At 38.8% G+C, this 14,018-nt stretch carries 14 protein-coding genes; 12 read left to right on the plus strand and 2 right to left on the minus strand.

All coding sequences use genetic code 11. The annotated features are described in order from the left end of the window. Positions 1-197 precede the first annotated feature (197 nt). The 6 genes from CD33_RS20655 to tsaD all read left to right on the plus strand — a co-directional run bounded on the left by CD33_RS20655 (position 198) and on the right by tsaD (position 3,613). Positions 198-320: a hypothetical protein gene (locus CD33_RS20655; protein ID WP_258516471.1), complete on the plus strand. Its 123-nt coding sequence runs from the start codon at positions 198-200 to the stop codon at positions 318-320. Positions 321-483: 163 nt separating this feature from the next. Further along, positions 484-840 (plus strand): hypothetical protein, encoded by a 357-nt coding sequence (locus CD33_RS03230; protein ID WP_052129948.1) that lies wholly within the window; start codon positions 484-486, stop codon positions 838-840. 161 nt (positions 841-1,001) lie between these two features. Then, entirely contained in the window at positions 1,002-1,451 is a 450-nt protein-coding gene (tsaE, locus tag CD33_RS03235; protein ID WP_036198171.1) for a tRNA (adenosine(37)-N6)-threonylcarbamoyltransferase complex ATPase subunit type 1 TsaE, read from the plus strand. Beyond that, complete coding sequence (gene tsaB / locus CD33_RS03240) at positions 1,451-2,152, plus strand: tRNA (adenosine(37)-N6)-threonylcarbamoyltransferase complex dimerization subunit type 1 TsaB (protein ID WP_036198173.1); 702 nt, start codon at positions 1,451-1,453, stop codon at positions 2,150-2,152. The genes tsaE and tsaB overlap by 1 nt, the downstream gene beginning before the upstream one ends. A 2-nt stretch (positions 2,153-2,154) precedes the next feature. Beyond that, entirely contained in the window at positions 2,155-2,604 is a 450-nt protein-coding gene (gene rimI / locus CD33_RS03245; protein ID WP_036198176.1) for a ribosomal protein S18-alanine N-acetyltransferase, read from the plus strand. After that, positions 2,597-3,613 (plus strand): tRNA (adenosine(37)-N6)-threonylcarbamoyltransferase complex transferase subunit TsaD, encoded by a 1,017-nt coding sequence (gene tsaD / locus CD33_RS03250; RefSeq protein WP_036198179.1) that lies wholly within the window; start codon positions 2,597-2,599, stop codon positions 3,611-3,613. The genes rimI and tsaD overlap by 8 nt, the downstream gene beginning before the upstream one ends. Positions 3,614-4,036: 423 nt before the next feature. Here the strand turns inward: tsaD and CD33_RS03255 are convergent, their stop codons facing one another. Further along, positions 4,037-5,995, minus strand: a complete 1,959-nt coding sequence (locus CD33_RS03255) for an ABC-F family ATP-binding cassette domain-containing protein (protein ID WP_036198182.1) — start codon at positions 5,993-5,995, stop codon at positions 4,037-4,039. 246 nt (positions 5,996-6,241) lie between these two features. On the opposite strand from CD33_RS03255, the gene CD33_RS03260 reads away from it, so the two are divergent. The 3 genes from CD33_RS03260 to tatC all read left to right on the plus strand — a co-directional run bounded on the left by CD33_RS03260 (position 6,242) and on the right by tatC (position 8,024). After that, the gene (locus CD33_RS03260) at positions 6,242-6,874 is read left to right on the plus strand and encodes a redox-sensing transcriptional repressor Rex (protein WP_036198184.1); all 633 of its coding nucleotides are present in this window, start codon (positions 6,242-6,244) and stop codon (positions 6,872-6,874) included. Positions 6,875-6,959: 85 nt separating this feature from the next. Next, positions 6,960-7,178, plus strand: coding sequence for a twin-arginine translocase TatA/TatE family subunit (locus CD33_RS03265; RefSeq protein WP_235863395.1), 219 nt, complete (start codon positions 6,960-6,962; stop codon positions 7,176-7,178). An 18-nt stretch (positions 7,179-7,196) separates the two neighbouring features. Then, positions 7,197-8,024 (plus strand): twin-arginine translocase subunit TatC, encoded by an 828-nt coding sequence (gene tatC / locus CD33_RS03270; protein ID WP_036198192.1) that lies wholly within the window; start codon positions 7,197-7,199, stop codon positions 8,022-8,024. A gap of 57 nt (positions 8,025-8,081) precedes the next feature. On the opposite strand, the gene CD33_RS03275 is transcribed toward tatC, so the two are convergent. Continuing rightward, on the minus strand, positions 8,082-8,792 hold the full coding sequence (locus CD33_RS03275) for a CPBP family intramembrane glutamic endopeptidase (protein ID WP_036198195.1): 711 nt from the start codon (positions 8,790-8,792) through the stop codon (positions 8,082-8,084). Between the two features lie 302 nt (positions 8,793-9,094). Between CD33_RS03275 and groES the strand changes: the two genes are divergently transcribed. The 3 genes from groES to CD33_RS03290 all read left to right on the plus strand — a co-directional run bounded on the left by groES (position 9,095) and on the right by CD33_RS03290 (position 13,955). After that, positions 9,095-9,379: a co-chaperone GroES gene (gene groES, locus CD33_RS03280; protein ID WP_036198197.1), complete on the plus strand. Its 285-nt coding sequence runs from the start codon at positions 9,095-9,097 to the stop codon at positions 9,377-9,379. Positions 9,380-9,486: 107 nt separating this feature from the next. Further along, a complete protein-coding gene (groL, locus tag CD33_RS03285; protein ID WP_036198200.1) occupies positions 9,487-11,118 on the plus strand; it encodes a chaperonin GroEL in 1,632 nt (543 codons plus the stop codon). Positions 11,119-11,840: 722 nt separating this feature from the next. Beyond that, on the plus strand, positions 11,841-13,955 hold the full coding sequence (locus CD33_RS03290) for an MMPL family transporter (protein WP_036198203.1): 2,115 nt from the start codon (positions 11,841-11,843) through the stop codon (positions 13,953-13,955). Positions 13,956-14,018 lie beyond the last annotated feature (63 nt).

Below are 14,018 nucleotides of genomic sequence, written 5' to 3' on the forward strand. Positions count from 1 at the left end.
CCCCTGTGAGAGTAGGACGTCGCTAGGCATACAGAAACCACTGAGTAGTCAGTGGTTTTTTTATCGTAAATAAGCCCGCAACTACTAAAAAACCGAAGGTTGATCGGCGCGGATAAGAAGCAAAAATAATAGCAGTAGAACAAACTCGAGAAGTGGGAGGACCGAGGCTAACAAGGAATCAAGCAGAACGAAGCGCAATGTACTTTGTACATGGCCATCGGCTCAACGCAGATGACGCTGTTAGCCGACGTGTCATCCCACTTCGTAGAATAGCGCCGATGGTAGATGGGGGCACCCCTGTGAGAGTAGGACGTCGCTAGGCCTACAGAAACCACTGAGTAGTCAGTGGTTTTTTATTGTGTTCGTAGATGATAAGATTAAATACATAAATACTAAACTAAAAATCTCTTTTTTCATTAATGTCACATGATAACGCTGGCACATAAATATAGTGGTAGTAAGTCTTTTCTTGGAGTGATGTTAATGAATAAAACACGATTAAGACGAAATATAATTGCCTTATTATTAATTACCATAGTTGCTACCATTGTGCTTATTTCAAAATGGTATTATGAAGTAAATAAATATCACGATATTACGGACATGAATTCATTTCGCTGGCAAATGAATATGAATAAAGAAGAATTCTCAAAACTTGAAAATGGGATGTCGTATCTAGAAGTGGTGGAAGTAGCAAAGGGAGAAGGGGAACTTGTTGAGGAAGGGGTATATGTTTGGAAAGATGAGTTATTGATGACTCAGATATACGAAGTACACTTCCAGGATGGAAAGCTGGAAGAAAAGAGGATAGTTGAAAAGCGGGGTTACTCAAAGCGATAATTCCTAGATCGAGAGTATAGTATATTCAGTTCTCAATTCGATAAAAATATAAATTTTGGAACGAGATTATGTTTATTTTTCGAATAGCAAGGTATAGACTTTGAACATTTAACGCCGTTTAGGTAAACTTATGGTAATGTGATTGCGAGAGGATAGTTAAAATGATATTAGAAAAGGAAGTTATGTCCTTAGAAGAAACACAAAGTTTGGCACAGCGGATGGCACACTTATTGGAAGCTCAAGATACAATTACGCTTGAGGGCGATTTAGGTGCCGGCAAAACGACATTTACACAGGCGCTTGCTAAGGGCCTTGGAATTACTAGAACAGTAAATAGTCCGACCTTTACTATTATGAAGCAATATGAGGGCAGACTACCTTTTAACCATTTAGATGTTTATCGATTGGCAGATAGTGATGAGGATCTCGGGTGGGAAGAGATTTTCTATGGCGATGCGGTAACTGTTGTAGAATGGGCCCATTTAATAGAAGAATATTTACCTAATGAACGGTTGGCAATTGAAATTCATCGAATCGATAACGATAAGCGGAAATTTATATTAAAGCCAATTGGTGTGCGATATGAACAGTTGTGTAAGGAGTTATTTTAATGATTTGGTTAGGAATTGAAACATCGAACTCACCCTTATCAATAGCCATTGTAGAAAATGGACAGATTGTAGAGGAGATCGTACAAAACGAAAAACTAACGCATTCGGTTACCGTGATGCCAACAATAGAAGAGCTTTTCCAAAAAGCTGATGTAAAACCTATAAATCTAGATGCAATTGCTGTCTCGGAAGGACCAGGGTCCTATACAGGATTACGTATTGGTGTAACGGTCGCTAAAACTTTGGCATGGACATTAAAAAAACCATTGGTCGGAGTTTCGAGCCTGCAAGTATTAGCCGCAAATGGACAAGGTTTTAATGGTGTAATTTGCTCGCTCTTTGATGCAAGAAGGCAAAATGTATATGCAGCAGCCTATGATGGCGAAACACTACAGCCATTGATTAAAGACCATCACACTTCGATCGTTGGCTTACTGGAACAATTACATGATTTAAATATGCCGGTATTATTTGTAGGTATTGATGTAGAGAACTTTAAGGAAGTAATTGCAGACCGATTGGGTGAACATGCGTTATTTGCAGATGCATCCCTTGCATTACCTAGGGGTTCCAAGCTTATAGAATTGGCACAAAAACAACCATTATCACAGATTGATGAAGTTCATGGCTTTGTTCCACAATACCATCGTATAACGGAGGCAGAAGCAAATTGGATTAAAGATCAGAAAAAGGGGCAGTAAAAATGGTACTATATCGTAAAATGACCCCAGAAGATGTAGAAGCAGTCCATGAAATTGAGTTAGCTTCTTTTCCAACCCCTTGGACATTAGACTCGTTTCATTATGAAATGAGAGAAAATAACTTTGCTTATTATATTGTTGCTGAAGATGATGATGGCAAGATTATCGGGTTTTGTGGAATGTGGCTAGTCATAGACTCGGCGCAAATAACAAATGTAGCCGTTGTTGAAACAGCAAGAGGTCTCGGCATCGGGGAAGGATTAATGAAAGAAGCAATGCACATCGCCAGAACACGTAATGTGGACGTTATGAGTTTAGAAGTGCGGGTTTCGAACTTTGTTGCTCAAAATCTCTACAGAAAACTTGGATTTTTAGATGGTGGAATCCGAAAAGGATATTATACAGATAATCAAGAAGATGCTCTTGTAATGTGGGTGAATTTAAATGAATGATCAATATATATTAGCAATTGAGACAAGTTGTGATGAAACAGCTGCTGCCATTATTCGTAATGGCACAGAAATAGTTTCCAATGTCGTTGCTTCACAAATCGAAAGCCAAAAGCGTTTCGGTGGAGTTGTCCCTGAAGTGGCTTCACGACACCATGTAGAACAAATTACTATCATTATAGAAGAAACGCTAGAAAAAGCGGAAATGAAGCCTTCCGAATTAACAGCAGTAGCTGTAACAGAAGGTCCGGGATTAGTAGGGGCACTATTAATAGGCATCAATGCGGCAAAAGCCTTTGCCTTTGCGCATAGCTTACCCCTGATTCCGGTGCACCATATTGCAGGACATATTTATGCCAATGCTTTAGTAGCGCCGATGCAATTTCCTTTATTGGCTTTAGTTGTTTCGGGCGGTCATACGGAGCTGGTCTTAATGAGGGAACATGGGAGCTTTGAAGTAATTGGAGAAACCCGTGACGATGCTGCGGGTGAAGCCTATGACAAGGTGGCGCGTGTCTTGAATATGCCTTATCCAGGCGGGCCACATATTGATCGCCTTGCGCATGAAGCGCAAGTTGGGGTTGATTTTCCACGAGCATGGTTAGAAGAGAATTCATATGACTTTAGCTTTAGTGGTTTAAAATCAGCGGTTATTAATTATAAGCATAATATGGACCAAAGAGGGGAAGAAATTGACCCTAAAAAGGTGGCTAAAGGTTTTCAGGATAGCGTAGTGGAAGTATTAACGACTAAAACGTTGCGTGCTGCCCGAGAATTCCAGGTAAATCAAGTGATTGCAGCCGGTGGGGTATCGGCGAATAAAGGTTTGAGAACAAGTTTGGAACAAGCTTTCGAAAAAGAATGTATCTCTTTCACTGTTCCACCATTAAAGCTCTGCACCGACAACGCGGCAATGATAGGGGCAGCTGCATCTTACATGTATAACGCAGGAGTACGTGGGGATCTTGCGATGAATGGTATCCCTGGCAAGGAATTAAAAAGCTGGATATAAATATGTGTACTGTTTCAAAGAAATTTGAAACAGTTTTTTTTAATTCCATATTTTTTGAGTGACTAGATTAGACATCTTTTTGTTAAATTTTTCTGAAAACTTATCCACAGGCTAAGAGCATTTTTTTAAAATTGTCAAGGCGAACATTCGTACTTATGCACAAATTGTGGATAACTTGGGGATAAGATGTGATGAAACTATATATAGTGTCAGTTTTTACACATTGAGATGTGGATTAATAAATTTGAAGTTGTGGATAATGTGGAAAAGTATGTTGATATGTTGATATCACTTAATTATAAGTGTGAATAAATTTGTGGAAATTTTTTATCGAAATTTGTCTATTGACCAAGATATATGTAAATTATTAAGTGATAATAAAAATACCATGTACGTGGGCACATGGTATTTAAGGAGTTTCAATTAAGAGGAAAGAATATTCTCAAGTTCATCATTCAGTTCGAGCCATTGTAATTCAAGTTCGTCATGCTTTGTTTTAATTGAATCAAGTTCTGTTTGGTACTTCATGACTTGTTCGTGGTCCTTGAAAATATCCGGTTCACACAGTTTAGCTTCAATACTTGAAATTTGTTCACTGTATTCCATCATTTTCGCCTCCAATTCCTCCACTGTGCGGCGGATTTGCCGTTCACGTTTTTTGGCATCCTTGTCAATTTGTGAAGTGGAGGCTTTTGATGCCATTGTTGCATCGGTTGTTTTTAAGGAAGTTCTTTGGGCAGCTGCTTTCATTTCCGCCAATTCTGCGAGTTCTTGTTTTTTCTCAAGATAATAATCATAATCACCTAGATATTCAAAAGAACCAGTTCCTGATAATTCGACAACCTTCGTAGCAATGCGATTTATAAAATAACGGTCATGGGAGACGAATAGTAATGTGCCGGGATAGTCAATCAGTGCATTTTCTAAAACTTCTTTGCTGTCCAAATCAAGATGGTTTGTCGGCTCATCCAATACAAGTAAATTGGCTTTTTGCATCATGAGTTTGGCGAGGGCGACACGAGCTTTCTCCCCGCCGGATAATGAACTGACAGGTTTTGTCACATCATCGCCACTAAATAAAAAGCGTCCCAATATTGTACGGATATCTTTCTCATTCAATAGAGGCCATTCATCCCACAGCTCTTGAAGAACAGATTTATTGCCGGTCAGCTTTGCCTGTTCCTGATCATAATATCCAATCTGCACGCTTGCACCATATCGAATATCGCCCGATTGGATCGGCAAATCTTTGACGATGGTTTTAAGTAAGGTTGACTTTCCTACACCATTTGGCCCAACCAGTGCGATACGGTCTTCACGGAATATGCGCAAGTTAATATTTTTCGATACACTTTTTTCTTCGTAGCCAATCATTAAATCGTCAACAGAGAGGACATCATTTCCGCTTTGACGTTCAATTGTAAAGCCGAAATTTGCCGAACGCTCATCGCCATCAGGGGAATCCATCCACTCGGTTCGTTCCAGAACCTTTCGGCGGCTTTGGGCCATTTTTGTTGTCGAAGCGCGGGCAATATTTTTTTGAATAAATGCTTCCAACTTGGCTTTTTCATCCTGCTGGCGTTCGAACATTTTTAGATCTCTTTCATAGTTTTTCGCCTTTCCATCCAAATAAGCACTATAGTTTCCCACATATTTTGTCACATGAGTTCTCGACACCTCATAAACAATCGATACAACCTGGTCCAGGAAGTAACGGTCATGGGATACGATTAAAATGGCACCTTCATAGCCCTTTAGATAGCTTTCCAACCAGCTCAATGTTTCAATATCAAGATGGTTGGTAGGCTCGTCCAGTATTAGTAGATCGGGCTTACTGAGCAAAAGTTTTGCTAATGCCAAACGCGTTCGTTGTCCACCGGAAAGGGAGAGAATCGGTTTTTCGTAATCCTCCGGGAAAAATTGCATGCCGTGAAGCACTGAACGAGTATCTGCTTCATATTGATACCCACCGGCATCCTTAAAGTCATGCTGCAATTGATCATACTCTGCCATTACCCGTGCATAGTTTTCAGCATTTTCGTAAACAGCTGGATCCGCCATGCGTTGTTCAAGAGAGCGTAGTTTTTTTTCTTGGCTTTTCAGTGAGTCGAATATTGTCATCATTTCGTCCCAAATCGATAAATTTGACTCAAGCCCTGCGTGTTGCTCTAGATAGCCAATTTTCACGTCTTTTGGAATGATAATTTCTCCGGAATCATACGACATTTGACCAGCAATAATTTTGAGCAATGTCGATTTTCCTGCACCGTTACGGCCTACTAATGCAACCCGATCTCTATGTTGAACTTCCAATTTTACTCCACTAAGTATTTCATCCGTCACAAAAGATTTATATAATTGATTTACTTGTAAAACAATCATCTTAACACCTCAGTTCTATCCTTAGTGTAATAGATGAAGAAACCTTGCGCAATGCGGATGCTTTACTTCTTTCTGCATGTTTAGTAAGATGAAAACGATTTTGAATTACATTCATTTCACAAGCGTTGACTCAAACCTGCTAAGGAATATTGACTTGGTGGGAGATTATATTAGAGATATAGACTATAATCATTTATACAGATGGGGGTAAACAATTAGTTTGGGAAATAGATTGGGGGATAATGTGTGAAGCAAGACATGAAGATTCCACAGGCAACGACTAAAAGACTTCCGCTCTATTATCGTTTTTTACAAAACTTCGCCAATGATGGAAAGCGAAGGATCTCATCGCAGGAATTGAGTGAAGCAATGAAAATTGACTCTGCAACCATACGAAGAGATTTTTCATATTTTGGCGCTCTCGGTAAAAAGGGATATGGATATGATGTTCTTTATTTGCTTGAATTTTTTAGACAAACACTCGATCAGGATGAAGGTGCAAATGTAGCATTGATTGGTGTGGGGAACTTAGGAAACGCTTTTTTAAAATACAATTTCCAAAAGAATCACAATACAAGAATCGTAGTGGCGTTTGACTCGAAAGCACCCCGAGAAGGGATGGAAGTTAACGGGATACCGGTTTATCATCCGGATCGTCTAGAGGAAATGTATCATGAATATAAAGCAGAGATGGCTATCTTGACTGTATCCTCGCGTTCCGCTCAAATTATGGCCGATCGGTTAGCTGCAATCGATGCAAAAGGGATTTTAAATTTCACACCGGTCCGGTTAAATGTACCGGATTCCATGAAGATGATGAATATCGATTTATCCGTTGAACTAGAAGCTTTAATCTATTTGATACGTAATAGTGATTGACACAAAGTATTAAAATTTATCCATTAGCAAATTGCGACAAGATGAGATAAAATGTACATATAATAGAGGAGGTGGCTACATGGTTATGCATTTAAATGCAATTTCACCATTTGCCGTAGTTATTATTTGTGTAGTAGCCCTGTTGGTTTTTGGACCAAAGAAATTGCCTGAACTAGGTAGAGCGATGGGAACAACGTTGCGTGAGTTCAAAAAGGGAACTAGTGGGTTATTGGATGATGAGGTAGAAAAGAAAAAAAACGCGAGTGTCATCGAACAAAAAGATCTAGAAAAAGAAAACAAGTAAGTTAAGGATGTCTATTTCATGAATCCAAAAGATCTCACTGTTATTGAACATATAGAGGAATTAAGAAAACGCCTATTTGTATGTGCTATTTTCTTTATTCTTTCCTTAATTGTGAGCTTTTATTTTGCAAAGCCGATTATTAAATATATTCAGTATAGCGAACAAGCAGAGCAATTGACTTTAAACGCTTTCAATGTAGGTGATCCACTTACTGTTTATTTGGAAGTTACATTTATTGTGGCGCTCATCTTCACATCGCCCATTCTTCTATACCAGCTTTGGGCGTTTATCACGCCTGGTCTCCATGAAACCGAGAGAAAAGCAACGTTAAAATACATTCCGTATGCATTCTTATTGTTTGTTGTAGGACTAGCATTTGGTTATTATGTTTTATTTCCGAACGTGATGAATTTCATGATGCATTTATCGCAAGATCTTGAAATTCAACAAACAATCGGGATAAATGAATATTTCGGATTCTTATTCAAATTGGTCGTACCATTCGGCATTATCTTCGAATTGCCGGTTGTGATGCTTTTCCTGGCACGCTTGGGAATTTTAGATCCCCAGCTTATGGTGAAAATACGTAAGTATGCTTACTTTGTTTTATTTGTACTCGCTGTACTCGTGGCACCACCAGATATTATTTCATATATTTTGATTTCAATCCCATTATTTGTCTTATATGAGATCAGTATTGTGATAGCACGGATTGGCTACAAAAAATACCGAGTGGCTGAAGAAATGCGTATTCAAGAAGAGAAAGAAATCGCCCAAAAAATCCAGATTGAAGAATTACTGGCTGAACAACGCCGTCAAATTGAAGAAATGACAAATCGACAATAAATTAAAAAGCCTATTTTCAGGAAGATGAACTGTTCCTGAAAATAGGCTTTTTTATTGTTACTGAAAGAGATGGGCATTCATCTGAACTATTGTCACAAAGCCATTCAGCAGCATATGTGCAATAATCGAAGTGAGTATCCGGTGTGTTTTATAATATAAAAACGCAAAAACAAATCCACTAATCGTATATAAAATAATATGTGTAAAGTCCAAGTGAATTAGAGCAAAAATAATCGAACTGATAATTCCTGCTACCCAGAAGTTTTGTGTTTGTACAATGGAACCAAAGATAACACGCCGAAAAACAAGCTCTTCCAAAAAAGGTCCTAAAAAAACTGTAGCCAGTATGATAATAGGGGCAACTTCCGTTAAAAGGATAATTGTTTTTGTATTCTCAGAACCTTGTTGAATGCCTAATCCCGTCTCAATCATCGCTCCTATCGTTTGACCGAGAAAAACTAGGAAAAATCCAATAATGCCCCAACCGATTGAAACAGGAATTGAAGCTTTTTCCCCTTTAAATATATTCCAAAAGTTCTTATTTCTAGAAATTAGGAATATACAAACTAAGAATGCAATTGCAAAAGAGATTGTATTCCACCATCCGGCAAGCGCAATTTCTCCATTTCCATCTTGTGAAAAAAATTGCAGGAAGAATGGCTTAACAAGTGGAATTGTAAATATAAAGCCGGATAAATGCATGACTATGTAAGTGATTAAAACATAAAAGGCCGTTTTTTGGGTCTGGATTTTTGTAGAAGTACTCAATAGTTTAATTCCCTCTTTCTTAATCTAATCTTTAAAGCTTTGTTCTTTCCTAGAGGTATACAGTCATAGTGAAGGCAACCCGCAAAATCAAAGGAGCTATACGATCAGCTTAAACTGCAATTTTTACGAATAATACACTCTATGCTTCTATTGTAGATGAATACAGAAAGAAAACAAAATTTTTTAGGCTTCTCACTTGCAAACGGAAAAATAATTCATTATTATAATAATTGTGTTAGCACTCTTATAGAGTGAGTGCTAATAAGATTATATAAATTATAACTTGTAGGAGGTTGTTTCACTTGTTAAGACCATTAGGTGATCGTATCATTATCGAACTAGTTGAGGTGGAAGAAATAACAGCATCAGGCCTTGTACTTCCAGATTCAGCAAAAGAAAAACCACAAGAAGGTAATGTAGTTGCTGTGGGAACTGGTCGTGTACTAGATAACGGCACACGTGTCGAGCTTGATGTAAAAATGGGAGACCGTATTATTTTCTCTAAATACTCAGGCACAGAAGTGAAATATGAAGGCAAAGAGTATTTAATTCTTCGCGAAAACGATGTATTAGCTATTATTGGCTAATAATTTGAAAGTTAATCTTAAAGCTCCGGGCGCCATACATAATCTTGACGGCGCTCCCATGCTACTTTTGATTTTGAATAGAATAATAAAATGTGGAGGTACGCAAAATGGCAAAAGATATTAAATTCTCTGAAGAAGCTCGTTCTTTAATGCTTCAAGGTGTTGATAAATTAGCAAACGCAGTAAAAGTAACATTAGGACCAAAAGGGCGCAATGTAGTACTTGAGAAAAAGTTCGGTTCTCCATTAATTACAAATGATGGTGTAACAATCGCAAAAGAAATCGAACTAGAAAACCCATACGAGAACATGGGTGCAAAACTAGTGGCAGAGGTTGCTTCCAAAACAAACGAGATCGCTGGTGATGGTACAACGACTGCAACAGTGTTGGCACAAGCAATGATCCGTGAAGGGCTTAAAAATGTAACAGCGGGAGCTAACCCTGTTGGAATCCGTAAAGGGATGGACAAAGCGGTTGCTGCTGCACTTGAAGAATTACAAGCTATCTCTCGTCCAGTAGAAAACAAGGAGGCAATTGCTCAGGTTGCTGCAATTTCTGCTGCTGATGAAGAAGTGGGTGAATTCATCGCCGATGCAATGGAACGTGTTGGTACTGATGGTGTCATCACAATTGAAGAATCTAAAGGGTTCACTACGGAATTAGATGTAGTGGAAGGTATGCAATTCGACCGTGGCTATGTATCTCACTACATGGTAACAGATACTGACAAAATGGAAGCAGTATTAGACAACCCTTATATCTTGGTTACAGATAAAAAGATTTCAAACATCCAAGAAATCTTGCCTCTACTTGAGCAAGTGATCCAACAAAGCCGTCCATTGTTAATTATCGCGGAAGACGTTGAAGGGGAAGCACTTACAACATTAATTTTAAATAAATTACGTGGTACATTTAACGTGGTGGCTGTTAAAGCTCCAGGCTTCGGTGATCGCCGTAAAGCAATGTTGGAGGATATCGCTGTATTAACTGGCGGCCAAGTCATTACTTCAGACCTTGGCTTGGAATTAAAAACAGCGGATGTATCAACATTAGGCCGTGCTGGTAAAGTGGTAGTATCCAAAGACAATACGACAATCGTTGAAGGTGCTGGAAATGCAGATGAGATCGAAGTTCGCGTAAACCAAATCCGTTCTCAAATTGCAGAGACTACTTCTGAGTTTGATAAAGAGAAATTACAAGAACGTCTTGCTAAATTAGCTGGTGGTGTAGCAGTAATCAAAGTTGGTGCTGCAACAGAAACTGAGTTGAAAGAACGTAAACTGCGTATCGAAGACGCACTAAACTCAACTCGTGCCGCTGTTGAAGAAGGAATTGTATCAGGTGGTGGTACGGCTCTATTAAACGTATACGCTGCTGTAGAAAAAGTTACTGAAACAGTAGAGGGCGACGTAGCAACTGGTGTACGTATTGTATTGCGTGCTCTTGAAGAACCTGTACGTCAAATTGCAAATAACGCAGGTCTTGAAGGTTCAATCATCGTGGACCGCTTAAAACGCGAAGAAATCGGCGTAGGATTCAATGCTGCCAATGGCGAATGGGTAAACATGATTGAAGCGGGAGTTGTTGACCCAGCAAAAGTTACTCGTTCTGCATTACAAAACGCTGCATCTGTAGCTGCTCTATTCTTAACAACTGAAGCGGTAGTAGCGGACATCCCTGAACCAGCTGGCGCTGGCGGCGGAATGCCAGATATGAGCGGAATGGGCGGCATGATGTAATCTGACCATTGAACCCTTGATATATAAGGGTTTTGAAGTGGTTTGTTAACAAAATGCTAACATAATTAAAAATAAAAGGAGCTTCTTAAGTAGTTATTAAAACTAACTATTGGGAGGCTTCTTTTTTCATTTCTGTGTAGTATGGCGATAAACTTTTTTTCGTAATTTTAACAGATGAATGTCCAAATCTGTCAATAAGGTACATTATTTCTACAATTGAATTTGGAGGATTTTAACAATTTTATCGAAGTATGTTTATAGAAAGCAAAATGAGAGAGAGTATGAGTTAAACTGCAAAATTAGCTCTGGATTCTCTATATAACAAGTATAAATGGTAGTGATTTTATTGGAGGTGCAAAATGTCTAGTATAACAATTTTACGAATGGACGCACAGATTCTTACTATCAACAAGGTGATTTGCCGTCACATAGACAGCCTTGCCACTACGTCAAGAGGCGTAGTTTTGCAAGACATCCTGTCTCAATTTCGTAACTTTGTTCAGCATGTATGTTCGCCGAATTCTCTCAGATGACAAGGTACCCAAAATGATTCTGGGCACAGTGAAATGGTATCTCCTATGACTGACAATAAAATGTTGGATGATACATACATTCGATAAGCAAAAAATTAGTTTCTAGACAAATGTAAACAAAAGTTGATATTAAATTTATCTTCTATTAGTAGGATTACCCTTGAGAGATACTAAAGGAGGTTTACTTTTTTGAGAAAATTGCTATTTCCTATTACAGATTGGGTTTCAACTAAACGGGGAGTGTGGATTACGATTATTGCTTGGCTGGTCCTGATGGTTGGGTTAAGTGCGGGGCCAAAGCTTGGTGAATATAAGGTAACGAATTTTCAATCGCTTCCGGATGAAGCGCAATCGATTATCGCTGAGAAAAAAGCTGAAGAGCTATTTCCAAATAAGCAAGGGACAGTAGGAATCCTAGTATTCCATAATGAAAAAGGTAACATTAATCCTGATGAGGTTACACAAACACTTACTGCTATCTTAGAAGAAGGTATTAAAGGAATTGAAACGATTATTAATATTAGCGAACTTCCTCCTCCAGCGTTAAAGGGGTTTATTTCTGAGGATGGTTCAACGATGATTGTTCCGATGGAATTAGAACAGGGCATTGGTAATAGTGAATATGCCGAAATTAATGATAAGGTTTCTAAAATAGGAAACAAAGCTGCAAATGAGTTTGAAAATGTTTCCTTTTATATAACGGGTCCGGTTGGTATTGCTGGGGATACACTCAAGCTTTTTGAACAAGCGGACTTTGTGTTATTAATTGCTAGCATTGGAATTATTTTAGTATTACTGATTGCGATTTACCGCTCACCGTTACTAGCATTCATCCCTTTATTTGCAACCGTTATTGTCTATCAGGTTGTGAATCAAAGTGTAGCCTTGCTAGGTGCAGGCGGGTTAGAGATCAATAACTCCACCACTTCGATTATGAGTATTTTGCTTTTTGCTGCCGTAATTGATTATTCACTATTTGTTTTCTCCCGTTTCCGTGAGGAGCTTAATAAGGTAGAAAGCAAATATGAAGCCATGAAACAGGCGATGCGTGCCACAGGGGAACCTTTATTTTTTGCTGGCGGCACGGTGTTAGCAGCTATGTTAATCTTATTCTTCGCTAGTTTCCGTGACTATCAAAACTTTGCACCGATCTTTGGTCTTGCCATGTTCATTATTATATTAGCATCGGTTACGTTGGTGCCTGCGTTATTTACTCTATTTGGCCGCAGAGCATTTTGGCCGAGAGTGCCGAAGTACGGTCAAGAAAAAGAAATTAAACATGGAATTTGGGCACCTATTGCGAAGTTTGTGGTGAACAAGCCCGGTATATCCGGAGGAATCGTAGGGATTTTTCTTTTGATCACTGCTTTAAATGTATTTAATCTTCAGTTTGAGTTTGACACGGTTAAAAAGTTTCCTAAGGATTTACCGTCTAGCGTTGGGTATGAAATCGTAGAGTCACGATATGACAAAGGGGAACTAGCTCCTACAACACTGTTAATTGAAAGTGATGAAACGTTGGCAGAAACAGACGTAACTGCGATTACCGAAAAACTAAAAGAATATGATGGGATTGCATCCGTCCGAATGACTGCTCAATCAGAAGACGCTAAGGCTGTAAAGCTTAGTGTGGTACTAGACATGAATCCATATTCTACGGAAGCGATGGATCTGTTACAAGATTTACGTGAAGATTCACCGAATCTATTAAAAGAATCTTCTCTATCCGGCGAAGTACACTTTAGTGGTGTGACTGCAAAGCTGGTAGATGAACGAGAAGTGAATAATAAGGATATCTTTACGATTGTATCACTAGAAACATTACTCATTCTCGTTCTTTTATTCGCCCTGACACGTTCTATTAAAATGCCTATTTATATGATGGCGACCATTTTGCTTTCCTATGTTTCTGCTTTAGGTCTTGGCATATTTCTAGTGGATGTCTTGTTTGATTATGAAGCATTGAGTACGCGTGTACCTGTCTATGCTTTCATCTTCTTAGTGGCTTTAGGGATTGATTATAATATTATCCTTGCCTCTCGATTTATGGAAGAACGGAAAAAACACCGAGTGAAAGAGGCTCTTGAAATCGCCATCCGAAATACCGGTGGTGTCATTTCATCAGCAGGAATCATTCTAGCTGCAACGTTTGCTGCGTTAACCACGATGCCAATTGCTGACCTTTTCGTATTTGGCTTTATGGTGGCCATTGGAATTCTGATTGATACCTTCCTCGTTCGGGGAATGCTGCTGCCAGCTTTAATCCTGCTATTTGAAAAAGACAAGCAAGTCTCTCATAATTAATAGGTAGTAAAAAAAGGATACAAAGGACTTCTTGTCATTTGTATTCTCCCTTTTAGGAGGTTC

This window comes from Ureibacillus sinduriensis BLB-1 = JCM 15800, from assembly GCF_000772955.1.
In the GTDB taxonomy this organism is placed as follows: Bacteria; Bacillota; Bacilli; order Bacillales_A; family Planococcaceae; genus Ureibacillus; species Ureibacillus sinduriensis.

Excerpts from the sequence above, each read along its gene's own strand:
- CD33_RS03230 (WP_052129948.1), top strand. The coding sequence starts at position 484 with ATGAATAAAACACGATTAAGACGAAATATAATTGCCTTATTATTAATT.
- CD33_RS03265 (WP_235863395.1), top strand. The coding sequence starts at position 6,960 with ATGCATTTAAATGCAATTTCACCATTTGCCGTAGTTATTATTTGTGTA.
- groL (WP_036198200.1), top strand. The coding sequence starts at position 9,487 with ATGGCAAAAGATATTAAATTCTCTGAAGAAGCTCGTTCTTTAATGCTT.
- tatC (WP_036198192.1), top strand. The coding sequence starts at position 7,197 with ATGAATCCAAAAGATCTCACTGTTATTGAACATATAGAGGAATTAAGA.
- rimI (WP_036198176.1), top strand. The coding sequence starts at position 2,155 with ATGGTACTATATCGTAAAATGACCCCAGAAGATGTAGAAGCAGTCCAT.
- tsaE (WP_036198171.1), top strand. The coding sequence starts at position 1,002 with ATGATATTAGAAAAGGAAGTTATGTCCTTAGAAGAAACACAAAGTTTG.
- CD33_RS03255 (WP_036198182.1), bottom strand. The coding sequence starts at position 5,995 with ATGATTGTTTTACAAGTAAATCAATTATATAAATCTTTTGTGACGGAT.
- CD33_RS20655 (WP_258516471.1), top strand. The coding sequence starts at position 198 with ATGTACTTTGTACATGGCCATCGGCTCAACGCAGATGACGCTGTTAGC.
- tsaD (WP_036198179.1), top strand. The coding sequence starts at position 2,597 with ATGAATGATCAATATATATTAGCAATTGAGACAAGTTGTGATGAAACA.
- tsaB (WP_036198173.1), top strand. The coding sequence starts at position 1,451 with ATGATTTGGTTAGGAATTGAAACATCGAACTCACCCTTATCAATAGCC.